Annotated in this window: 22 protein-coding genes and 1 pseudogene; 11 read left to right on the top strand and 12 right to left on the bottom strand. The window is 61.3% G+C overall.

The annotated features are described in order from the left end of the window. The 3 genes from ATY78_RS04895 to ATY78_RS04885 all read right to left on the bottom strand — a co-directional run. On the bottom strand, window positions 1-1,578 hold a 1,578-nt coding region (locus ATY78_RS04895; protein ID WP_190237391.1), incomplete at its 3' end, for a M10 family metallopeptidase. Beyond that, window positions 1,575-2,162, bottom strand: coding sequence for a hypothetical protein (locus ATY78_RS28780; RefSeq protein ID WP_245313487.1), 588 nt, complete (start codon window positions 2,160-2,162; stop codon window positions 1,575-1,577). The genes ATY78_RS28780 and ATY78_RS04895, both read right to left, overlap by 4 nt. A 214-nt stretch (window positions 2,163-2,376) precedes the next feature. Then, window positions 2,377-2,631, bottom strand: coding sequence for a DUF1127 domain-containing protein (locus tag ATY78_RS04885; protein ID WP_088681211.1), 255 nt, complete (start codon window positions 2,629-2,631; stop codon window positions 2,377-2,379). An 81-nt stretch (window positions 2,632-2,712) separates the two neighbouring features. On the opposite strand from ATY78_RS04885, the gene ATY78_RS04880 reads away from it, so the two are divergent. The 4 genes from ATY78_RS04880 to ATY78_RS04865 all read left to right on the top strand — a co-directional run bounded on the left by ATY78_RS04880 (window position 2,713) and on the right by ATY78_RS04865 (window position 7,440). Continuing rightward, complete coding sequence (locus ATY78_RS04880) at window positions 2,713-4,131, top strand: PLP-dependent aminotransferase family protein (RefSeq protein WP_088681210.1); 1,419 nt, start codon at window positions 2,713-2,715, stop codon at window positions 4,129-4,131. Window positions 4,132-4,256: 125 nt separating this feature from the next. Further along, window positions 4,257-4,835 carry an acyloxyacyl hydrolase gene (locus ATY78_RS04875; protein WP_088681209.1) on the top strand — a complete coding sequence of 193 codons (579 nt, stop codon included), beginning with the start codon at window positions 4,257-4,259 and terminating at the stop codon, window positions 4,833-4,835. A 120-nt stretch (window positions 4,836-4,955) separates the two neighbouring features. Continuing rightward, the gene (gene purL / locus ATY78_RS04870; RefSeq protein ID WP_088681208.1) at window positions 4,956-7,187 is read left to right on the top strand and encodes a phosphoribosylformylglycinamidine synthase subunit PurL; all 2,232 of its coding nucleotides are present in this window, start codon (window positions 4,956-4,958) and stop codon (window positions 7,185-7,187) included. Window positions 7,188-7,206: 19 nt separating this feature from the next. Then, the gene (locus ATY78_RS04865; RefSeq protein WP_010010652.1) at window positions 7,207-7,440 is read left to right on the top strand and encodes a BolA family transcriptional regulator; all 234 of its coding nucleotides are present in this window, start codon (window positions 7,207-7,209) and stop codon (window positions 7,438-7,440) included. Between the two features lie 137 nt (window positions 7,441-7,577). On the opposite strand, the gene ATY78_RS04860 is transcribed toward ATY78_RS04865, so the two are convergent. After that, window positions 7,578-8,750 (bottom strand): hypothetical protein, encoded by a 1,173-nt coding sequence (locus ATY78_RS04860; RefSeq protein WP_088681207.1) that lies wholly within the window; start codon window positions 8,748-8,750, stop codon window positions 7,578-7,580. Window positions 8,751-8,912: 162 nt separating this feature from the next. Between ATY78_RS04860 and ATY78_RS04855 the strand changes: the two genes are divergently transcribed. The 7 genes and pseudogenes from ATY78_RS04855 (at window position 8,913) to ATY78_RS04825 (ending at window position 15,140) form a co-directional block, all read left to right on the top strand. Further along, window positions 8,913-9,143 (top strand): hypothetical protein, encoded by a 231-nt coding sequence (locus ATY78_RS04855; RefSeq protein ID WP_088681206.1) that lies wholly within the window; start codon window positions 8,913-8,915, stop codon window positions 9,141-9,143. Window positions 9,144-9,315: 172 nt separating this feature from the next. Then, a complete protein-coding gene (gene grxD, locus ATY78_RS04850) occupies window positions 9,316-9,651 on the top strand; it encodes a Grx4 family monothiol glutaredoxin (protein ID WP_009994514.1) in 336 nt (111 codons plus the stop codon). Window positions 9,652-9,788: 137 nt separating this feature from the next. Then, window positions 9,789-10,994: a multidrug effflux MFS transporter gene (locus ATY78_RS04845; RefSeq protein ID WP_088681224.1), complete on the top strand. Its 1,206-nt coding sequence runs from the start codon at window positions 9,789-9,791 to the stop codon at window positions 10,992-10,994. Between the two features lie 35 nt (window positions 10,995-11,029). Next, window positions 11,030-12,310 (top strand): multidrug effflux MFS transporter, encoded by a 1,281-nt coding sequence (locus ATY78_RS04840; RefSeq protein WP_088681205.1) that lies wholly within the window; start codon window positions 11,030-11,032, stop codon window positions 12,308-12,310. Between the two features lie 148 nt (window positions 12,311-12,458). After that, the gene (locus tag ATY78_RS04835; RefSeq protein WP_088681204.1) at window positions 12,459-14,420 is read left to right on the top strand and encodes an elongation factor G; all 1,962 of its coding nucleotides are present in this window, start codon (window positions 12,459-12,461) and stop codon (window positions 14,418-14,420) included. A gap of 15 nt (window positions 14,421-14,435) precedes the next feature. Continuing rightward, a pseudogene (locus tag ATY78_RS28775) lies at window positions 14,436-14,637 on the top strand (acyl-CoA thioesterase); the annotation flags it as partial. Between the two features lie 29 nt (window positions 14,638-14,666). Beyond that, window positions 14,667-15,140: a GNAT family N-acetyltransferase gene (locus ATY78_RS04825; RefSeq protein WP_088681203.1), complete on the top strand. Its 474-nt coding sequence runs from the start codon at window positions 14,667-14,669 to the stop codon at window positions 15,138-15,140. Window positions 15,141-15,198: 58 nt separating this feature from the next. On the opposite strand, the gene ATY78_RS04820 is transcribed toward ATY78_RS04825, so the two are convergent. From ATY78_RS04820 to ATY78_RS04785, 8 genes are all read right to left on the bottom strand, one after another. Further along, window positions 15,199-16,023: an inositol monophosphatase family protein gene (locus ATY78_RS04820; RefSeq protein WP_088681202.1), complete on the bottom strand. Its 825-nt coding sequence runs from the start codon at window positions 16,021-16,023 to the stop codon at window positions 15,199-15,201. 40 nt (window positions 16,024-16,063) lie between these two features. Continuing rightward, entirely contained in the window at window positions 16,064-16,891 is an 828-nt protein-coding gene (locus ATY78_RS04815; RefSeq protein ID WP_088681223.1) for an inositol monophosphatase, read from the bottom strand. Between the two features lie 46 nt (window positions 16,892-16,937). Beyond that, a complete protein-coding gene (ttcA, locus tag ATY78_RS04810; RefSeq protein ID WP_088681201.1) occupies window positions 16,938-17,810 on the bottom strand; it encodes a tRNA 2-thiocytidine(32) synthetase TtcA in 873 nt (290 codons plus the stop codon). 61 nt (window positions 17,811-17,871) lie between these two features. Beyond that, entirely contained in the window at window positions 17,872-18,801 is a 930-nt protein-coding gene (locus tag ATY78_RS04805; protein ID WP_088681200.1) for a glutaminase, read from the bottom strand. Window positions 18,802-18,873: 72 nt separating this feature from the next. Then, entirely contained in the window at window positions 18,874-19,491 is a 618-nt protein-coding gene (gene rpsD, locus ATY78_RS04800) for a 30S ribosomal protein S4 (RefSeq protein ID WP_088681199.1), read from the bottom strand. A gap of 224 nt (window positions 19,492-19,715) precedes the next feature. Continuing rightward, window positions 19,716-21,227: an ATP-binding protein gene (locus ATY78_RS04795; RefSeq protein WP_088681198.1), complete on the bottom strand. Its 1,512-nt coding sequence runs from the start codon at window positions 21,225-21,227 to the stop codon at window positions 19,716-19,718. Window positions 21,228-21,354: 127 nt separating this feature from the next. Further along, on the bottom strand, window positions 21,355-22,155 hold the full coding sequence (gene murI / locus ATY78_RS04790) for a glutamate racemase (protein ID WP_088681197.1): 801 nt from the start codon (window positions 22,153-22,155) through the stop codon (window positions 21,355-21,357). After that, window positions 22,136-22,966, bottom strand: coding sequence for an RNA methyltransferase (locus tag ATY78_RS04785; protein WP_088681196.1), 831 nt, complete (start codon window positions 22,964-22,966; stop codon window positions 22,136-22,138). Before ATY78_RS04785 ends, murI begins: the two co-directional genes overlap by 20 nt. Window positions 22,967-22,969 lie beyond the last annotated feature (3 nt).

Genomic DNA, 22,969 nt, shown 5'->3' with positions numbered 1-22,969 from the left:
GCCGGTTATAACGTTGTCGAGCCCATTGCCGGTTCCGGTAAAGGCTGCCGTGCCGATGTAGGTGAGGTTCTCGACATTGCTGCCGAGCGTATAGTTTGCCAGCGCGCGAACCGTGTCGATACCCTCGTCGGTATTCTCGACGACGACGTCGCCGACATTGTCGACGACATAGGTGTCGTCGCCCACTCCACCAATCAGAGTGTCGGCGCCATACCCGCCATTCAGGACATCATTGCCGGCGCCGCCGGTAATCGTGTTGGCGACCGCGTTGCCGGTGCCCGTGAAATTGCCCGATCCCGTGTAGATCAGGATCTCGACATTGCTGTCGAGCGCATGGTTTGAAAGCGCCGTCTGGACCGTGTCCGTCCCCTCGTTCCCGAACTCGATCACAGAATCGAAGGTATCGTCGACAACATAGAGGTCGTTGCCCACGCCGCCCACCATCCAGTCGGAACCAGCACCGCCGATCAATGTATCATTGCCGGCACCACCATAAAGCGAATCATTTCCAGCATTGCCCCATAACGTATTGTTCGCCTCGTTGCCTACAATATTGTCGCTGCCGGAGCCGGCCTGAACATTCTCGATCAACGACGCAAGGTTGCCGTTATAAAGAAGCGCGTTGAAAATGTTGCCGCGGGCATAGCCATCGTTCGGACCACCCCACAGATCGGCTAGCTGGCTTTGGGAAAAGACCGAGTATCCCCCCGCTCGCAGATCGATATTGAGGGCGGTGGTATAAGCACTCAAATCATAGGTATCGATACCGCCGCCGTCCCAGATTGTCGCGAAGATCCGGTTGGCATCAGGGGTGATGGCCGCAACCCCGTCGACATAGGTGACACCTTCGTTCGGATTCCACTTATAGACGGTATCGCCGCTGTTCGTGGTGTAGTCTGCACCATACATTTCCTGCAGGGCGGCGATGTCGAGCATCATGAAGGTCTGTGGCGCGCCGTCAGCCTCGTACTTGTACCCGCCGCTCGTACTGTCTCCGACATATGTACGATAGGTCATGATCGTATATTCGACCGAATCGTAGGCACGCGGAACGACCGTGGGATTGTAGAAAAAATCCGGTTCGTGAGCATGTTTCAGCCCGAGAGCATGACCGAGCTCATGCGCCAGGGTGTGTCCCGCATAGTTGCCGAACTCCGGATAGCGATAATCGGATTCCGTACCGGCATATTCCGTCCCGAACCAGACATCACCGCCGCTGTTGCTAGAGTCCGGATAGTAGCCCCATGCCGTCGAAGGCAGGGACGACTGAGCGAACCGCACGGTTGCGGTATCGGCGCTTCCCGCCGTGAAATTGGCGTTCGTAAACCCCTCTACCGAAAAACCGTCATTTGCCGCGTTTCCATAGGATTGCTCCATAAAAAACAAAGCTGCAGATTGCTGTTGCGAGGAAATCGACGAGAAATCGAAATCTTTCTCGCCGCTATAGGAATACGATGTCGAGAGAGTGGGAAACGCATAGGTTATCGTGCCGTCCCAGGCAATGCCGCTGAGAAGCCCGTCAATTTTCTTATCCCCCGTCAAGAACACATCCTTCGTGGAGGTAATAATGCCTGTCATCGGATCCCCGTTTGCCTATGCTGCTCTACCAGAGCGCCCTGCGTCCTGTCGGACGCCAAAGAACGCTCTACATTTTCAATCTTCAAATCGTGCTTTCCGAAAATCGATTCCGATTTTCGGGCCAATGCGCTAACGCGTATATCCGACGGAGTAACTTCGCGATTAACGCGCGTCATCGGATCGACAGGTCTGTACTTCCCTGACGGATTCAACCCGGCGAACACCTGAAAGGATCCGCTGCGTGGTTTGACGATAGGGGGGATCGGCATGGTTCGAAGCCGTTCCTCCGTGACCTTATCCGCGAGACGCGCCTTGAGCCTGATAATCTTGGCGGCTCTCTGAATGCCATCGGCCCGGGACGAGCATCCCTTCAACGTCAAGTCGCGCCGCAATTGAGCCGCGTCGGCAGCAATTCGATAGAACGCAGCAATCCCGCAGGGCGCACGAAGACCGGAGTCCAGATGCTGCGAAATGACGCCATCCATACGCGGAATTATTCCCCTCAAAGCTGCGGATTTATCGCGAGTGCGGAACCTGCTGCGGTTGTTTGTGGAGATGTAGCTCACGCAGAGGTAAGGCACCATGGGGGTGCTTGTGTTTCCTGCATTTTTAAGTGGGTGTGGCTAATAAGCAGCAAATTTCCCGTCACTAACGTAAGCTCGCTACCTCGTGCCTCGCGATTGGGGCAGTTGCTCGCGTTTCCCGGGCAAGGCTTCGAGCCGTCACCGTTCCATCGTCCCTGGCAATCCTCGACCGACGACAGAACGGTGAACCGCTGCAAATCTTTGCACGCCAGGCTTAATCCCAAAAGAAAGACTTGCCGACCTCACGGGCCGCATCGGACTGTGACACACCGATATCCTTGAGTTCGCCCGCCGTCAGGCCTCTCAATGCGCGCCGACCTTCCCGCTTCTCATGCCAGAGAAGAATAGCCGCCCAGATTCGGCCGAGACGCGTCGCCTCGGCTGGCTCGGCCGGCGAGGCAATCACTCTTCTGTCTTCGAAGGAGGCAATTGGTACAATTGGCATTTTGATTTCAGGCAAAGCAGACATTCCAGGAATCCTTTCGGCGATCCGTTGGAATTGACTCTTAATCTTGACAGATACAATGTGACAATATAAGCAATTGTCACCATGACAAATTGGCTTCCTGATCTTTCACGCGGCTCCGGGCCGGTCTATCTCCGGCTCGCCGACAGCATCGAATCCGCCATATCGAGCGGCGCCCTGCCCGCCGGCAGCAAGTTGCCGCCGCAGCGCAACCTTGCCTATGACATCGGCGTGACGATCGGCACGATCGGGCGCGCCTATGCATTGGTGCACGAGCGCGGCCTGGTCGCGGGCGAAGTCGGGCGCGGCACCTATGTGCTGAACCGTTCCGAGACCCCGCCCGGCGAACAGAGCGATCCATTGACCGTCTCGCTTGGCGGCACCCGCTTCCAGGATGCGCCTGCCAATAAGATCCGCTTCGATACCACTGCTGCTCCCGACCTCGGCCAGGGCAAGATCATATCGGGCGTTCTCGCGGAGATCGGCGAACAGCATCTGGCGGAGATCTCCTCCTACTCCCGGAGTTTCCCGCCGAACTGGTTCGAAGCCGGACGTCGCTGGCTTGCCCGCAGCGGCTGGACGCCGGACGTCGAAAATATCGTCCCGACGCTCGGCGCCCATGCGGCGGCGATCGCCGTTATCGGCGCCGTCTCGGCTCCGGGCGACAAGATCGTCTTCGAGAATCTCAGCTACACCCAGGTCAGTCGCAGCGCCCGCCTTCTTGGTCGCCGCACGGTGACGGTCGATTCCGATGAATTCGGCATGATCCCCGAGGATTTCGAGCGGCTTTGCCAGCAGCAGCACCCGAAGCTCGCCTTCCTGATGCCGACGGTCCATAACCCGACGGTGGCGATCATGCCCTATGAGCGGCGTGCCGCGATCGCCGGCATCGCCAGGAAGCATGGCGTCTGGTTGATCGAGGACGATCTCTATGGCGGCATGGCCGATGACGATACGCCGCTGCTTGCAGCACTTGCGCCCGATCGCACCTTTCTCGTCAACGGCCTGTCGAAATCGGTCGCCGCCGGCGTGCGCGGCGGCTGGGTTGCCTGCCCGCCGCATTTCGCGCAGCGCATCAAGGTAACGCACAGGATGATCACGGGCGGCCTGCCGTTCATCCTGGCGGAGACCTGTGCACGGCTCGTCGAAAGCGGCGCCGCGCACGAGATCCGCAAGTCGAGCGTTGAGGAGCTTGCCCGCCGTACCCAGCTCGCCCGCGAGTATTTGCAGGGTTTCGATTTCGAATCGCACCCGCATGCGCCCTTCCTCTGGCTGAAGCTCCCTGAGCCTTGGATGTCCGGCACCTTCAAGAATGCCGCCTTCCGCGACGGCGTGCTGGTCGACGACGAGGACGAGTTCAAGACGGCGCGTGGCGAAAAAACCTATCACCGTGTTCGCGTCGGTTTCTCCTCGCCGAAAACAGGACAGGAGCTGATCTCGGGCCTGATGATCCTGCGCCGTCTCTTGGAAAATGGCGGCTCCGCCTATGACGGCGAAATATGACCTGTTGCAAATACACGTCATAGTTCCGAAAAAATATCGGCGTTGAATCGCGGTTCTTTACCCCTCTGCCTGCCATGCTACCTCTTTGTCATTCCTCCTTGGGTGAGGGAATCAAAGGACAGCGGATGAAGATCGACTTCAACAAGGTCGTTCTGCGCTTCTTGGGTATTGCGTCAGTAGGGACGGTTATGGGCTTTTTTGCCATGGCCAACTCTGCAAGTGCAGGTGAACAAATATTCGACGAATTGCGCTTCGGCGCCTCGGCCTCGGTACAATCGGGCCACTCCCGGGAAAACGGCGTTTTTCCCGAAATTACCGCCCTCTTCGATCCCTTCGGCTATGATGAGACGGTCGGCTGGCAGCGGCTGCTGCATCCGCGGGTCCATGTCGGCACCTCGATCGGCACATCGGGCGAAGCCACGCAATTCTTCACCGGCTTCACCTGGACGGTCGATTTCAACGAGAAGCTCTTTGCCGAAGCCGGTTTCGGCGGCGTCATCCATACCGGCGATCTCGATGAAGATGATGACGGCCCTGGACTCGGCTGCCGCGTCCTCTTCCACGAATATGTCGGCGCCGGTTATCGTTTCACCCGCAATTGGAATGTGATGGCCCAAATTGCCCATTCCTCCCATGCCAATCTCTGCGACGGACCTAACGACGGCATGACGCGCGCCGGCCTGCAGGTCGGCTACAAGTTCTGATCATCTGATCTTTTATTGGAACACTCTGCCCACCCTCTGTTGACGGCGGGCATTTTCCTGTCGCGCGCCGCCGCTACATGAGCTAAAGACAGCGCAAAACGCGCCAGGGACTTTCCGCTCATGACCATTCCAAACACCATCCCGATCACGCCGGAACTCATCGCAAGCCATGGCCTGAAGCCGGACGAGTACCAGCGCATCCTGGACCTGATCGGCCGCGAGCCGAGTTTCACCGAGCTCGGCATCTTCTCGGCCATGTGGAACGAGCACTGCTCCTACAAATCCTCGAAGAAGTGGCTGCGCACGCTGCCGACCAAGGGGCCGCGCGTCATCCAGGGCCCGGGCGAGAATGCCGGCGTGGTCGATATCGATGACGGCGATTGCGTCGTCTTCAAGATGGAGAGCCACAACCACCCCTCCTATATCGAACCGTACCAAGGTGCGGCGACCGGCGTCGGCGGCATCCTGCGCGACGTCTTCACCATGGGCGCGCGCCCGATCGCCGCGATGAACGCGCTGCGCTTCGGCGAGCCGGATCATCCGAAGACCCGCCACCTCGTCTCCGGCGTCGTCTCCGGCGTCGGCGGCTACGGCAACTCCTTCGGCGTGCCGACGGTCGGCGGTGAAGTCGAGTTCGATGCACGCTACAACGGCAACATTCTCGTCAACGCCTTTGCCGCCGGTATCGCGAAATCGAACGCCATCTTCCTCTCCGAAGCCAAGGGCGTGGGCCTCCCGGTTGTCTATCTCGGCGCCAAGACCGGCCGCGACGGCGTCGGCGGCGCGACGATGGCTTCGGCCGAATTCGACGAATCGATCGAGGAGAAGCGCCCGACCGTTCAGGTCGGCGACCCCTTCACCGAAAAGTGCCTGCTCGAAGCCTGCCTTGAGCTGATGCAGACCGGCGCCGTCATCGCCATCCAGGACATGGGTGCCGCCGGCCTCACCTGCTCGGCCGTCGAAATGGGCGCCAAGGGCGATCTCGGCATCCTGCTCGAACTCGACAAGGTGCCGGTGCGTGAAGAGCGCATGACCGCCTATGAGATGATGCTCTCGGAAAGCCAGGAGCGCATGCTCATGGTGCTGCAGCCGGAAAAGGAAGAGCAAGCCAAAGCGATCTTCGTCAAGTGGGGCCTCGATTTTGCCATCGTCGGCAAGACCACCGATGACCTGCGCTTCCGCGTCGTGCATCAGGGCGAGGAAGTCGCCAACCTGCCGATCAAGGATCTCGGCGACCAGGCGCCGGAATATGATCGCCCCTGGCGCGAATCCGGCAAACAGGCCCCCCTGCCCGCCAACCTCGTCGCCGCACCTCAGGATTACGGCCAGGCGCTGCTCCAGCTCGTCGGCTCCGCCAACCAGTCGAGCCGCCGCTGGGTCTATGAACAGTACGACACGCTGATCCAGGGCAATTCGCTGCAGCTTCCGGGCGGCGATGCCGGCGTCGTGCGCGTCGACGGCCATCCAAGCAAGGCGCTCGCCTTCTCCTCGGACGTCACGCCGCGTTATGTCGAGGCCGATCCTTTCGAGGGCGGCAAGCAGGCGGTTGCCGAATGCTGGCGCAACATCACCGCGACCGGCGCCGAGCCGCTCGCCGCCACCGACAATCTCAACTTCGGCAACCCCGAAAAGCCTGAAATCATGGGCCAGTTCGTTCAGGCGGTGAAAGGCATCGGCGAAGCCTGCCGCGCGCTCGACTTCCCGATCGTCTCCGGCAACGTCTCGCTCTACAACGAGACCAACGGCGTCGCCATCTTGCCGACCCCGACGATCGCAGGCGTAGGCCTGCTGCCGGACTGGCGCAAGATGGCCCGCATCGGCAGCGCCAATGACGGCGACAAGGTCATCATGATCGGCGTGGACGGCAGCCACCTCGGCCAGTCCGTCTATGTGAGAGACGTGCTTTCCAGCCGCGAAGGTCCCGCACCTGAGGTCGATCTGTTCGCCGAGCGCCGCAACGGCGATTTCGTCCGCTCCGTCATCCGCAACGGCCAGGCGACCGCCTGCCACGACATTTCCTCGGGCGGCCTTGCCGTCGCTCTCGCCGAAATGGCCATGGCATCGGACAAGGGCCTGACGATCGATCTCGGCGAATGCAAGGGTGCGCCGCATGCGCTGCTCTTCGGTGAAGACCAGGCCCGTTACGTGCTGACGGTGCCGGCCGATGTCGCCGATTTCGTCTGCGCCAACGCCGAAGGAGCCGGCGTTCCCTTCCGCCGTCTCGGCACGGTCGGGGGAGCCGCACTCGTCGTCGGCGATCTCATCTCGCTGCCGATTCAGCAATTGCGCGATGCCCATGAATCGTGGTTCCCTGATTTCATGGAAGGCCGCGGCGAACTGGCCGCGGAATGATGCGCAAGGAGTAACGATCATGGCCATGAAACCCGGCGATATCGAAGACATGATCAAGGCTGGGATTCCCGGTGCCAAAGTGACGATCCGCGATCTGGCCGGTGACGGCGACCACTACGCCGCCGAAGTCGTCGCCGAAGTCTTTCGCGGCAAGAGCCGCGTACAGCAGCACCAGATGGTCTACGAGGCGCTGAAGGGCAATATGGGCGGCGTGCTGCACGCGCTCGCCCTGCAGACCTCCGCGCCGGATTGAAAATCTAGGATTGGCCGCTACCTCTCCACCCCTCATTCCTGTCCTCGGACTCGATCCGAGGGAAGTCACAGGAATGAGGGAGGTCGTGGTGAGCGCGCATTGATCCGGACACCTCGGTGAGCTGGAGTCACGGCGGCTTAAGCCGGCAGCTTGTCCTGCTCCGGATAGGCAAAGACCGAAGCCGGCATCGGGCCGGCGGTGAGCAACGTGAAATCGAACGAGGATTTCATGTCCGGTCCGAGCACATATTGGCGATGGACCCGCAGTTGGTCCTTGCGGATTTTGCGGTAATGCTCGCCCGTCAGCATCTGCTTGACGCGGATGAGAAGGATCTTCGCCGGGGGCGCATCGGCATGGCCGCAGACGGCAACGACCGGCACCTTGTAGAAATTGATCGAATCCGTTAGGCACTGCACGTCGAGCCAGGAAATCTCGGGACAGCGGGCGATCAGCCCGACGCGGGCGCGAAGCAGCTTCGCCGATGACAAGAGTGCGCATTGCAGGACCGCGCTGCCGAGCGTGGCAAACACGACGCGCTTGCCCTTGAAGATCTCCGGCTCCCTTTCGAGCAGAATGCCGATGACATGGGCGGCGACGCTTGATCCCATGCTGTGCGACGAGATCACATATTCATCCGCCTCTTCCATGAGCGCCTTGCGCACGGCAACGGCCCGGCCCTCCAGCCAGTCGTTGAATTCAGCCTGGTCCATACGGCCGAGCGCCACCGCCATTTCCCAATCGGCAAAGAGATGCAGCGTATGGAAACGCTCGGAAAACGGCAGGAAGGCGAAGATGAAGAAGCAAAGCGCCAGCGATCCGCTCCAGAGCATGTGCCAGGCCGGGAAGCCGAGACCATAAGGCAGGAGAGCGATCTGCGCCGTCAACGCGATCGCCAGGGCTGTCAGCAGGAAGGGAAACAGGAAGAACAGGCCGAAACGCCAGGCATGGCGGAAATATCCCCGCATGCCGCCCTCGAGCATGATCTCAACGCAGCTTCGAAAGCCCGCGATGATGCGGCTTACCGTGCTGCGGCTGCGCAGCCGGCGCACGAGCACATCATGCTCGACCATGTGGATCCGGCTCTTCGTCTGCCAGCTATGGGAATCCGACCCGCCGCCGATCGCCTCGCTCGTCATCACCTCGAAGCTGAGGGGATCGCTTCCCGCCTCCGGCGTTCCCGTCTCGATCGAATAGCCCCACACCGCGGCGCTCTGCCTGGCCGAGCGCTCATAGCGAGCCCTGTGGGCAGCGCCGTCGAGGGGCTCGAAGCCCGGGAAATGCAGGACGACCCGCTTCTCGATCAGTTTCATTCCACTCTTTCGGCCGGGTCGATAGCCGGCATGCTACTGCGATCCTGCTGCCGTGCCGATATCGACGAAAAAGCAGGGATGGTCTCGAAGGCGTCTTGCTAACCGAACTCTTCCGGAATTCAATAGCGGGCATGTCGTTTCCACCACGAACGGAGAGGTTTTGTGGCCGATCTTGTCAAAGAATTGATATCAGGCGTCGTCGACACAGTGCTGAAGGAAATCCTGAAGAAAACCACCGGCCGGGTCACGAGGAAGCGCAGCAGGCGCAGGACCCGCCCCACGACAACAACAACGGCTGCGCGCAAGACGACGACGGCCAAACGCAAACCAGTCCGCAAACAGGTCAGCAAACGCCGCACCGCCGCCGGCCGCAGCCGTCAACGCCGCGACTGAGAAAAGCACTGCATCTCGCCCACCGTCACGCGACGGCAACAATCCCGAAGTGGTCTGACCAGATTGGTCTTTTTTTGGTTCGGGCGGCTGGAATTCCTGCTGTCGCATGCTATCTAAGGGAAACGATTGAAACGGCGGGCCTTTAACTCGCCCGTTGAAAGGATCAGGTCCTATGAGCGGCATTCACGAATTCATCGACAATGAAATCAAGAGCAACGACGTCGTCCTCTTCATGAAGGGCACGCCGCAGTTTCCGCAGTGCGGTTTTTCCGGACAGGTCGTTCAGATTCTCGATTACATCGGAGTCGACTACAAGGGCATCAATGTGCTCGCCGATTCGGAAATCCGCCAGGGCATCAAGGATTATTCCAACTGGCCGACGATCCCGCAGCTTTATGTAAAGGGCGAGTTCATCGGCGGCTGCGACATCGTCCGGGAGATGTTCCAGGCCGGTGAGTTGCAGCAGCATCTCCAGGAAAACGGCGTCACCGTTCGCGGCGCCGCCTGACCGGTCACCGGGCGTCCGTCCGGTTTCCAAATCTGTTTCTCGAGTCCGAGGCGCTGCGGTGAGCAGCGCCTTAGCCTGTTTATGGGAATTTCATTGTGACAGATTCATCCCAAGCCGTGTCCGCGGGCCGCCTGCCCATGGGCAAGCGTGAATTCATCGCGCTTGCAGCCTTCCTGATGGCCATCAACTCGCTCGCGATCGATATCATGCTCCCGGCCCTGCAGCAGATCGGCGCCAGCCTCGGCGTCGAAAGCGAGAATCACCGCCAGTTCGTCGTCTCCTCCTATCTTCTCGGCTTCGGCTGCGCCCAGCTTTTCTACGGCCCGCTCTCCGATCGCTTCGGCCGCCGCGCGCCGCTGTTGACCGGCATCGTCATCTATATCGTTTCCGCCATCGGGATCGTTTTCGTTCCGTCATTTGCCGGCCTGCTGGTGCTGCGCTTCGTCCAGGGCATCGGTTCAGCCGCCACCCGCGTTATCACCATCTCCATCGTCCGCGACATCTATGGCGGCCGGCAGATGGCCGAGGTCATGTCGCTGATCATGATGGTCTTCATGATCGTGCCGGTGATTGCGCCAGGCACCGGACAGGTGGTGATGTTCTTCGGCAACTGGCACCTGATCTTCCTCTTCATCGCAACCATGGCGACTGCGATCGGCGTCTGGGCCTATCTCCGCCTGCCGGAGACCTTGCATCCGCAGAATGTCCGCCCCTTCACCGCCCGCTCGATCTTCGGCGCCTTCAAGCTGGTGCTGACCAATCGCGTGGCGCTCTGCTACACCATCGCCAGCACCTTCATCTTCGGCGCGCTGTTCGGCTTCATCAATTCCGCCCAGCAGATATATGTCGGCATCTATGGCCTCGGCGTCTATTTCCCCTTCGCCTTTGCCGGTGTCGCGATTTTCATGTCGCTGTCGTCCTTCTTCAATTCGCGTTTCGTCGGCAAGCTCGGCATGCGCCGCCTGTCACATGGTTCGCTGCTCGGCTTCATCGCCATCAACACCATCTGGCTGATCGTCCAGATGGCGAGCTCCGAGCCGATGCCCTTCGCGCTGTTCATCTCCTTCTTCGGCCTTGCCATGTTCCAGTTCGGCTGGATCGGCTCGAATTTCAACTCGCTCGCCATGGAGCCTCTCGGCCATGTCGCCGGCACCGCCTCCTCCGTCCTCGGTTTCATGAGCACGGTCGGCGGCGCCATCATCGGCGCCGGCATCGGCCAGGCCTTCGACGGCACCGCGCTGCCGATGGTCGCCGGCTATTTCGCCGTATCGATCGTCGGGCTGATCTTCGTGCTGATTGCCGAGAAGGGCCGCCTCTTCCACCAGCAGAACCCGGCCGTCTGAACGACCGGCCTCATTCGCCTACGGGATATCTCCACATGACGCCGCCGCACAAACCGCACCAGGAAAACCAGGGCTCCCGCCGCATCGGCATGGGTTTCGGCGAGTTCGTCGTCACCATCGCCATCATGACCGCCAGCGTCGCCATGGCGATCGACAGCATGCTACCGGCATTGCCGAATATCGGCCATTCCCTCGGCGTCACCAATACCAACGACGCGCAGCTCATCATCGGCGTGTTCCTCCTGGGCTTCGGCATCTCGCAGATATTCTTCGGCAGCCTTTCGGATACGTTCGGCCGCCGCAACATCCTGCTCGGCGGCCTCGTCTGCTACGTGGTCGGGATGTTTGCCGCCGCAGCAACCGGCAGCTTCGAAATGCTGCTGGTCATGCGCTTCATCCAGGGCGTGGGCGGCGCGGCGGTGCGTATCACCACCATGGCTATCGTGCGCGACTGCTTCGGCGGCCGCGAAATGGCCCGCGTCATGTCTTATGTCATGATCGTCTTCATGATCGTGCCGATCGTCGCCCCCTCCGTCGGCCAGCTGATCATCCTCTATGCCAACTGGCACTGGATCTTCATCCTGCTCGGCGTCATCGCCACCATCCTGTTCGTCTGGGCGCTTCTGCGTCTGAAGGAATCGCTGCCGCCGGAAGAGCGGCTGCCGCTGTCGGTCGGCTCCGTCATGGATGGTTTCAAGACGGTGCTCACCAACCGCATCACCTGCGGCTACATGATCGGCCTCACCATGTTTACCGGTGTCATCAGCGCCTATGTGATTTCGGTGCAGCAGGTCTTCGGCGAGGTCTACGGTCTCGGTGACTGGCTGCCGATCGCCTTTGCGGCCACCGCCGGCGGCATCGCCCTCGCCAATTTCGCCAACGGCTTCTTCGTCCGTAAATTCGGCATGCGCCGCATCTCGCACGCCGCGCTGTTGATCTTCACGGCGCTATCGATTGTCGGTTTCATCATTTCGCTGGCCGGCAAGCCGGATTTCGCCCTCGCCTATGGTATCTTCACCGTCGTACTGATGATGTTTGCCCTGATCGCCACCAATTTCACCGCCATCAGCCTCGAGCCTATGGGCAATCTCGCCGGCACGGCGACCGCCGTCACCGGCTTCGTCTCGACGACCTTCGGCACCATCCTCGGCGGCCTGGTCGGCCAGATGTTCAACGGCACGGTGCAGCCCCTCTTCGCCGGTTTCGCGCTCTTCGGCCTCCTCACGATCGCAGCCACCCTCTGGGCGGAAAACGGCAAGCTCTTCACGCACCCAGGGGACAGCCCGCAGCTCGATGCGGGTGCGGCTCACTTCTAGACAGGCACTCCGGCTTTTTCAGCCCTCGGGTCTCAGCTCCTACGTCTCCAGGTCAGCATTGTGAAACCGAACACCTCTGGCGCCTTGCAGCGGTTCAGGGCATCCTATGATGGCTGAAAATTGTGTTTATGGCAGTTGGAGGAATGCGATGCGCTGCTTTACCGTGCTTGGACCCTCGCAGACCGGAAAATCAACAGTCGTGGAAAAGCTCGGCTCCCTGGAGGGGGCGCCGAGAAAGTCCAAGTCCCCTTATGGATTGAACCTCACAGAATTCACCTTTGGAAACGAGGCGTGGTGTGCGCTGGATGCGCCAGGACCCAACGAAGCGTTGGCGCATGCACAGCACGCGCTTCTTGCCAGCGACGCCTGCATCCTGTGCGTTTCATCGGCACCCGAGGAGGCTGTGCTCGCCGCGCCCTATCTGCGGATAGTCGAAGCCTCGGGGACGCCGTGCATCCTCTTCGTCAACCGAATGGACGAACCGAGAGGGCGGCTGAGGGACGTGATCGCCGCGCTTCAAGACTACGCCAACCACACGCTTTTGCTTCGCCAGATCCCGATCCGCGAGGGAGACAAGATCGTAGGCAGTTGCGATCTGATTTCGGAACGGGCGTGGCGCTACCGGGAAGGCCAGACTTCGGCGCTGATCGCAATCCCCGAAAGTGCTGCCGAGCGCGAGCACGAAGCGCGCAGCGAGCTCCTGGAACACCTGTCCGAATTCGATGACTGGCTTCTCGAGGAACTGGTCGAAGATCGCGAGCCGCCCAGCGACGCGCTCTATGCCATTTCATCGCGGGTTCTCAGGGAAAACAGGATTATTCCAGTCCTGATCGGTGCCGCAAGTCACGGCAACGGCATGATGAGGCTGATGAAGGCGATGCGCCACGAGGCGCCGCCGGTAGGGATTCTCAGACAGCGCCTGGCTCGCGCGGGCAATGTCGATGAAAACAAGCTGACCGCCGTGAGCTTTCATGCCTATCATCGTCAGAATATCGGCAAGACGGTGCTGGTGCGTGCGTTCGGTGAGGGACTGCGGCAAGGCGCACTACTGGGCGGCTCCAGCCTCGGCGCCGTGCAGGACCCCGCAAACGGACGGTCCAGCTCGCCGATGGTGCCTGCACCGGGGGATGTCTTCGCAACGGTCAAGTCCGACCGCTTGCCCGTCCCGTCGCTGTTGACATCAGACGCGACGGTCGCCCCGCCCGAATGGACCGAGCCACCTACGCCGATGCTTGAAAGGATCCTGGTCCCGGGCAGCGACCGCGATGAAAACAAGCTCTCCGAAACGCTGGCAAAACTTTCCGAGACGGATCGCGGTCTTGTCGTTTTGCAGGAGGAAGGCACCGGCGCCCAGCTCGTCCGCGCCCAGGGCCCGGTACATCTGCGCGATCTCTGCCGAACCCTGTCCGACGTCTTTCACATCGACGTAACCGATCGAACGCCCAGCCCGATCTACCGCGAGACAATCGCGAAGCCGTCCGAGGTTCACTACCGGCATCGCAAACAGACAGGCGGGGCCGGTCAATTCGCGGATGTGAAGCTGAGCATTCGCCCCAACGAGCGCGGCCGGGGCTTCACCTTCAGCGAGACCGTCAAGGGTGGCGTCGTTCCGCGCAACTACATCCCTGCCGTCGAAGCAGGCGCGCGCGAAGCGATGGAGAAAGGGCCGCTCGGCTTCCAGGTCATCGATGTCGGCGTAACGCTGTTCGATGGTCAGCACCATGCCGTCGACAGTTCGGAACACGCCTTCAGGACCGCGTCGAAAATGGGGGTGCGACAGGCGCTTTCCGAAGGGGCGGCCGTTTTAATGCAACCGGTCTTCCGCAGCGAAATTCACATTCCGTCGATCTATTCCGGCAGCCTCGTCCAGATCGTCTCCGCTCTCAAGGGTCAGGTTCTCGGCTTCGACCGGGATGAAACCGCGAAGGGATGGGACATCTTCCGGGCACTTGTTCCGGGCGGCGCACTTGACGATCTGGCGCGGGCGCTGCGCTCGGCGACGCAGGGCATTGGTTACTTTTCCAAGACCTTCGATCACTTCGAGGAGCTATACGGCAAGGAAGCGGATGCCATCGTGAGGGCACACGAGGAACCAGGCGTCGCACACTGAAACGTTCGCGCCACTTTCGCCGCATCCATTGTCCAGCAGCGTGCTGGTTCAGGCTCAAGAACTCGGCTTTTATTGGGAGAAGACGCAGGGCATCGCATTTTGCTTCCGGGCGAAGCGACACCCCGATCATCGTTGCATGCCCATGGCGGAACCGATGAATCCGACTCCGAATTGGGGGCAACGTGCGTGGCAACAGATCCTCGCTATCTTGTCGTAGCTCGGATCGGTGAGTGAAAGACATAATCGATGGACGACCGAATTCTGATCAGACCATACACGGCAGGCGACGCAGACGCGACGATCGAGATTTTTCTGCGCTCCATCCGGGAAGTTTCGTCGAAAGACTATTCGCCTGCCCAGATCGAGGCCTGGGCAAAAGTGGAAGACCCCAGCTTATGGGCGGAGCGAAGGATAAGCAGGCCAGCCTGGATCGCAGAAGTCGATGGAAGGCCTGCAGGGTTCTCCGATCTGACGGAAGACGGGTGCCTGGACATGATGTTCGTGCACCCCGAGTTTCAGAGCGTCGGCGTGGCGACCCGCCTCTTGCGCAGGGTCGAGGAAGAGGCTTTCAAACTGGGGTTCCGCAGAATTTACACGGAAGCGAGCAGAACCGCCCGCCCGTTTTTCGAACGGAAAGGGTTCCGCGTGTTGACGGGACAAATCGTCGAGAAGCGCGGCCAAGGTCTGGAAAACTTCCTGATGGAAAAGGTCTACACTTGAGCTCACGGGTGCCGGCCGCAATTCAACGTCTGCAACCGGCCTTGCAACGGTCGGCTTATCAGATCGTAAAGACCTCACGCCGCAACATCTCCCACGAGGCCTTGTCGGGAGCCACCAGCAGCCCGCCGTCGAGATGGTGCGGCAAATAGGGCGAGCCGTCGAAACGCGCCGCATGGGCGCCGGCCTCCTGCGAGATCAGCGTGCCGGCAAGGTGATCCCAGGGCATCAGCTTGTTGTACATCAGGTAATGCACATGCCCACCGGCAAAGGTGCGGTATTCATGGGCCGCGCAGCGATAATTGGTGAGGAAGCGCACCTTGGCGAGATTGCCGAGGATCTCGGCCCGCTTTTCTTGCGCCAGATATCCGGTGGAGGCCATGCCGACCATCTGGTCGAGCGCAACCGGCTCGGCCGTGCGCAGGCGCTGCGCCTCGCCATCCGGCCGCCGCAGCCATGCTCCGCCGCCCTTTTCCGCCATCACCCAGTCGTCGCCCATCGGATCGTAAATAATGCCGGCGACCGTCTCGCCGCCCGATACGACGGAGGCCATCACGCCGAAGGCCGGAATGCCGGACGCGAAATTGAACGTGCCGTCGACGGGATCGACGACGATCGCAAGGTCCGCATCCGCGAGCCTTGCGAGCAGCGCCGGCTCGGCCGCGACCGATTCTTCGCCGAGGAACAGCGCGTCAGGCCAGAGCTTTTCCGATTCCGCCTTGATCATCCGCTCGGCCTGCTCGTCGGCTTCGGTGACGAGATCCGTCGCCTCGCTCTTGGCACGGACATCCTCCCCACCGAGGCGGCGAAAGCGCGGCAGGATCTCCGCCTGCGCCGCACGGCGCAGCAGATCGGCAAGCACGGTCACATCGACAGTCGCAGTCATATCAAATCCTTTCGGTCCGGCCTTTGGGAAAGGCCTCAAATCAGATGCCGACGATCTCGCGCCGGATCAGCTGCCAGCTTTCCCTATCGGGCGCGGAGATGATGCCGCCCGTCGTCTCGCCCGGACGATAGGGCGTTCCGTCGAATTTCGCCGTATGGCCGCCGGCTTCCTGATGCGCGAGCACGCCAGCCAGATGATCCCAGGGCATCAGCTTCGCATGGCCGATGAAATGCAGCTTGCCGGAGGCGACCATCCAATATTCATAGGCCGAGCAGTTGAAAGCGAAGGTCATCCGGGCCTTTGCCATGTTGGCGCAGATCCGAGAGCGATCCGGATCTTCCATATGCCCCCACGAGAAGCCGCCGACCATCTGGTTCACTGCGGCGGGCTCGGCCACCTTTAACCTGCTCGATTGCCCGTCCTGCCGCGTCAGGAAGGCGCCCGCCCCCTTGATCGCCGTCACCGTGTCGCCGAGAACAGGATCGTGGATGATGCCGGCGACTGTCTCGCCCCTGACGGTGACCGCAAGCATCGTTCCGAAGACGGGAAGCCCGGCGGCAAAATTGAACGTGCCGTCGACGGGATCGATGACGAAGGCAAGCTCGGCATCGGCAAGCGCCGGCACCACCGACTTATCGGCGTCGTAGGCCTCCTCCCCGACGACGAGCGCCGAGGGGAAACGCTCTTTCAGCGCAGCTGTGATCCTGTGTTCGGCAAGCAGATCCGCCTGCGTCACCAGATCGGTCGCCGAGGTCTTTTCCGAGACGTCGGCTGCGCCGAGATTGCGGAAACGCGGCATGATTTCGGCGCGCGCCGCCTGCTTGACGCACTCGCCGAGGAAGAGAATGTCCGTGTCTGATATAGTCATGCGAAATCTGTCCTTCATGCAATAAACAGCCTGCATAGCCGGCCTTTCATGAAGGATCGGTGACGCCAAGGCTGGAAAAATCGAAGAGTTTGGGATCGAGCAGATGCGATGGGTTCACATGCGAAAGCGCCCGCAGCATCGTGTCCTTGCGCCCCGGCATGCGCCGCTCGATATCGGCGAGCATGTCCTTCATCGCATTGCGCTGCAATCCGTCCTGGGAGCCGCAGAGATCACAGGGGATGATCGGGAACTGCATGGCGGCGGCGAACCTGGCAAGGTCGTCCTCGGCAGCATAGGCAAGCGGCCTCAGAACCATCAGGTCGCCTTCGTCATTCAGAAGCTTAGCCGGCATAGAGGCGAGCCGTCCGCCATGGAAGAAGTTCATGAAGAAGGTTTCGAGAATGTCCTCGCGGTGGTGGCCGAGCACCAGCGCGTCGCAGCCCTCTTCCCGCGCCACCCGGTAGAGATTGCCGCGCCGCAGCCGCGAACAGAGCGAACAATAGGTCGCGCCCTCCGGCACCTTCTCCTTCACGATCGAATAGGTATCCCGATATTCGATTCGGTGCCGCACGCCGATCTTCGTCAGATAATCCGGCAGAACATGCTTGGGAAAGTTCGGCTGGCCCTGATCGAGATTGCAGGCGATGAGCTCCACCGGCAGCAGGCCGCGCCATTGCAGATCGAGCAGCAGCGCCAGCAGTCCGTAGGAATCCTTGCCGCCGGAAAGGCCGACGAGCCAGCGCTTCTGCCCCTTCAGCATGTCGAAATCGTCGAAGGCCTGGCGCACTTGCCTGAGCAGCCGTTTGCGCAGCTTGTTGAAGGAAACCGAGCGCGGCGCATCGGAAAACAGCGCATGGCCGATACCGCTGTCGGCTTCGCCGGTTTCCAGATCATCCGCGATATTGGCTGCGATATTCATTGCTCCGTCCTATCGAAGATCCCAGACCTGCCTTAGCAGAAAGCCGCTCGGCAACACAGCGTCAATCGCCGAAAACAGACCAGCCGGTTCGCGCCGCAAGCATCTCAAGCGCCACGGCGCCAAGCTGCGAATTTCCGACCTTGTTCAGCCCTGGCGACCATACCGCGATCGACGCGATGCCGGGCGCCACGGCGAAAATGCCGCCGCCAACGCCGCTTTTTCCCGGCAGGCCGACATGATAGGCGAAATCGCCCGAACCGTCGTAATGGCCGCAGGTCAGCATCAGTGCATTGATGCGCCGCGCCCGCTTCGGCGAGACCACCGAATGACCGGTCATCGGGTTGCTGCCGCGCGCCGCCAGGAACAGCCCGGCGCGAGCCAGCTGCTCGCAGCTCATCGCGAGCGCACATTGATGGAAATAGACGCCGAGCACGTGGTCGACGGGGTGGTCGAGATTGCGATAGGCGCGCATGAAATTGGCAAGCGCGGCATTGCGGTAGCCGGTCTGCGTCTCCGACCGCGCCACCTTGTCATCGATCGTGATCGACTCGTCATCGGCGAGATACCGCACGAAGCGCAGAAGCTCGCCGATCGCCTCGCGCGGCGCATGGCCGGCCATGACGACATCGGTCACGGCGATTGCGCCGGCATTGATGAAAGGATTGCGCGGGATGCCGCTCTCATGCTCGAGCTGGACGATCGAGTTGAAAGCCGATCCCGAAGGTTCGCGCCCGACGCGTTTCCACAGGCTCTCGCCGACCTTGCCAAGCGCCAGCGTCAGCATGAAGACCTTCGAAATGCTCTGGATCGAAAAGGCGATATCGGCATCGCCGACACGGTAGACCTTGCCGTCGACAGTGATGATCGCCATGCCGAACTGCCGCGGATCGATCTTGGCGAGTTCGGGAATATAGTCGGCGACCTTACCCTCGCCGATACGTGGCAGGATATCGCTGTAGATGCTGTCGAGGGTCGCCTGCAAATCCGTCATCGCTTCTCTCCGGATAACAAAAAAGCCGCCCAAAAGAGCGGCTTTTCCATATGCGAAAACGCCTGGTGTTTCTTAACGCGAATAGAATTCGACGACCAGATGCGGCTCCATGACGACCGGGAACGGAACGTCGCTGAGCGTGGGAACGCGTGCGTAGGTGGCGACCATCTTGTTGTGATCGACTTCGATATATTCGGGAACGTCGCGCTCGGCGAGGCTGACGGCTTCCAGAACGGTCACGAGCTGCTTCGACTTCTCGCGAACTTCGATGACGTCGCCGGCCTTGCAACGGTAGGAACCGATGTTGACGCGCACGCCGTTGACGGTCACGTGGCCGTGGTTGACGAACTGACGGGCAGCAAAGACCGTCGGAACGAACTTGGCGCGATAGACGATCGCGTCGAGGCGCGATTCCAGTAGGCCGATCAGGTTTTCCGAGGTGTCACCCTTGCGGCGGTCGGCTTCGGCGAAGATCGCGCGGAACTGCTTTTCGCGCAGGTCGCCGTAGTAGCCCTTCAGCTTCTGCTTGGCGCGCAGCTGCACACCGAAGTCCGAAAGCTTGCCCTTGCGGCGCTGGCCGTGCTGGCCCGGGCCGTATTCGCGACGGTTCACCGGAGACTTCGGACGGCCCCAGATGTTTTCGCCCATACGGCGGTCAATTTTGTACTTGGACGATTCGCGCTTGCTCATCGCATTTCCTTTCAAATGTTTATGGCGGCTTGTTACCAAACCGCGCGAAGGAAACACGCCCTCCTCTGACCTCTTTCGAGACCTGACAGGATGCTCCGGTTAGCGAACAGGAACGATCCACGGGACATGTCAAATGAAACACCGGACATTGCTGCCCGGTGCTTGGCGCGGTCTTTAGAGGGCCGTCATGAAAATGTCAACAGCGCCAAAGATCAAAAGCGCCACTATTCCGCAGCCAGAGGCTGGTCGCCGCTATCCGGCGCGTTCGCGTCGCCGGGTGCTGTCTGGCAGTTCATATCAGGGAACGCCACGATGCGCTTGCCGGAGAAATCCGTATGCACGACGACGATCCCCTGCTCCTCGAAATAGCCGAGCAGACGGCGGGCGCGGCGGGCGGAATGGGTGCCGTAGGCGCGGGCGATGCGCGCATCCGACGGGCACGCTTCCCCGCAGACGGCCGCCTTGGCGAGCATCAGGAAGACGCCTTGCAGGTCATCGGTGACGCCTGCCGACAACGACAGCGCCGTTGCCCACTCATCGCTCGCAGCTGTTGTCGCATTGACACCGGAGCGCGAGATCGCCACGCGCCGGCGGAAATCCGGCAGCGCGATCGGCGGCCCCGGCACGCGGCGCATGCGCAGCCGGACGAGGAAGTCCTGATAAAGCACGGAATCGGTGCGGAAGGCCGATGCGGGATCGTCGAGTATTTCGGCAAGCACGCCGGCAAGGCGCTCTTCCCGCTCCTCTGGCGAAATCTCGGCCTGGCTCGCCCTCGCCTCGACAGGCGCTGGGGATGCCGCCGGCGTCGAGCGTGAGAGTTCGGCCAGGATATCCGTCGTCGGTCGGGGCGCCGGCGGAGCACGGCGCACGAGCGGACGCTGGAATTCTTCCGGATCCGGCGTGAAGATCAGGTCTTCGACATCCTGCGGTGCGTCCGGCAATGGCATCAGCTTCGGGCTGGAGGAACGCGCCGAGGTCTCCACCGCGCCGATCTGGATCGGCAGCGGCCGACGCGACAAGGCTGGTCCGAGGGCAACGAAATTGCCGCGTTTCAAGTCACGGAACATTTCGGCTTGGCGCCGATCCATGCCGAGCAGGTCGGCGGCGCGCGCCATGTCGATATCGAGGAAGGTGCGGCCCATCAGGAAGTTCGAGGCTTCGGCCGCGACGTTCTTGGCAAGCTTGGCGAGCCGCTGCGTCGCGATCACCCCGGCAAGCCCGCGCTTGCGGCCGCGGCACATCAGGTTGGTCATCGCCCCCAGCGACATCTTGCGCGCATCTTCCGAGACATCACCGCCGACGGAGGGCGCAAACATCTGCGCTTCGTCCACGACGACGAGGACCGGATACCAATATTCGCGATCGGCATCGAACATGCCGTTGAGGAAGGCGGCGGCGGCGCGCATCTGCTGCTCGATATCGAGCCCTTCGAGCGTCAGAACGCAGGAAACGCGATGCTGGCGGATACGGTTGGCAATGCCGGCCAATTCCGCCTCGGTGCGCTCGCCATCGACGACGACATGGCCGAACCGGTCGCTGAGAGTGACGAAATCACCCTCGGGATCGATGATGACCTGCTGCACCCATTGGGCGGATTGCTCCAGCAGTCGGCGCAGGAGATGCGATTTGCCGGAGCCGGAATTGCCCTGCACGAGCAGACGGGTCGCCAGCAACTCCTCGATATCGAGTGTCGCCGGAGCGCCGGACGCCAATCCCATATCGATGCCAACCTGCAATGCTGATCCTCGCGGCGAAGAGACTCACATGAACGAAGCGCCATTCTTCCGAAACGACACCGCCCCGTCTATCAAAGAATGCACCGTTTTTCAGGACCGGATTTCGCCAACCCACAGGACAATTCCTTCACGCCCTCAAGCCAAACCCTTGCATCAATCGCCGCGTGGCAAAATCCGGATTCCCTGACGTAAAGACGGCAAAATCGAAACTGTCGGGATGCACGGCATCGGCAACCAGCGGCACCAGCGTCCGGGCGCGCCGGGCAATCGCTTCGGCCGGATCGAGCCAATCGACCGGCCAGGGCGCAAGCCGGCGGAAAAGATTCGCCATGAACGGATAATGCGTGCAGGCAAGCACGACGATATCGGTCTTGTGGCCGTCCTTCTCGACGAAGCACTGGTCGATCTCGGCAAGCACCGCCTCGTCGGAGACGGTGTCACCGCGAATATAGGCTTCGGCCATGCGCGCAAGGTTTTCCGAGCCGACGAGCCGCACATGGCATTGCTGCGCAAAGGACTGGATGAGATCGCGTGTATAAGCGCGCTTTACGGTGCCCGGCGTCGCCAGCACCGAGACCAGGCCCGAGCGGGTGCGCTCCGCCGCCGGCTTGATCGCTGGAACGGTGCCGACGAAGGTCATCTGGGGAAAGGCCGCGCGCAGGTCGGCGCCAACCAGCGTGAAGGCGGTGTTGCAGGCGATGATGCAGACTTCGGGATCGTGCTCCTGAAGCAGCTTGCCGAAGAGCCCGATGATGCGGTCTTTCAGCGCCTGCTCTTCCCACCCGCCATAGGGAAAGCCCGCATCGTCAGCGACATAGATGAAGCCGCGCTCCGGCATCAGCACGCGCGCCTCACGCAACACGGTCAGCCCGCCTATGCCTGAATCGAAGACGAGGACGGGTTTCAGCTCATTGGTCGGCGCTGTCATCGGTTGGCGCTTCCTTGCCGGATCTGGTGAAACCGCCTTTGCGCGGACTGTTCCGCGAAAAGCGATCGAGGGAGGAGACGACGCCGCGCAGCACGCTGATTTCCTGCTCAGTGAAGGCCCGGCGGGAGAGAACAGCGCGAAGGTTGTCCACCATTTTCGGCTTTTTCGAGGGCGGATGGAAATAGTTGCGCGAATCGAGCGCTTCTTCCAGCTGGTCGAACAGGCCGAAGAGCTGCTCCTTGGTGGAAGGCCGCTGATCGAGCGCCTGGAACGGCACGGCTTCCAGATCTTCCATGCCGGACTTCATCCATTCATAGGACATCAGAAGCACGGCTTGCGCAATGTTCAGCGAGGCGAAGGCGGGATTGACCGGGAAGGTCACGATCTCGTCAGCCAGCGCCACTTCCTCATTGGTCAGGCCCCAACGCTCGCGGCCGAAGAGAATGCCCGTTGCCTCGCCTGCCCGGAACCTTGTGCGCAGCGTTTGCGCGGCAAAGACCGGGGAGCGCACCGGCTTGTAGTTGTCGCGGCTGCGTGCTGTCGTCGCATAGACGAAATTGAGGTCGGCGATCGCCTGCTCCAGCGTGTCATAGACCTTCGTTGCCTCGATCACGTGATCGGCCTTGGAGGCGGTCGCCTGCGCCTTCTCGTTCGGCCAGCCGTCACGCGGATTGACGAGGCGCAGTTCCGCCAGGCCGAAATTCGCCATGGCGCGCGCCACCATGCCGATATTCTCGCCCATCTGCGGCTCGACCAGAATGATGGCCGGCCCTTCGGCCAGAAGTTGACGCTCGCTGTTCGTGCCTGCCATGGT

Source organism: Rhizobium sp. R635 (assembly GCF_002211285.1).
Lineage (GTDB): Bacteria > Pseudomonadota > Alphaproteobacteria > Rhizobiales > Rhizobiaceae > Rhizobium.
The sequence above is the reverse complement of the archived record's forward strand: the minus strand, read 5'-3'. Positions and strand labels throughout refer to the sequence as shown.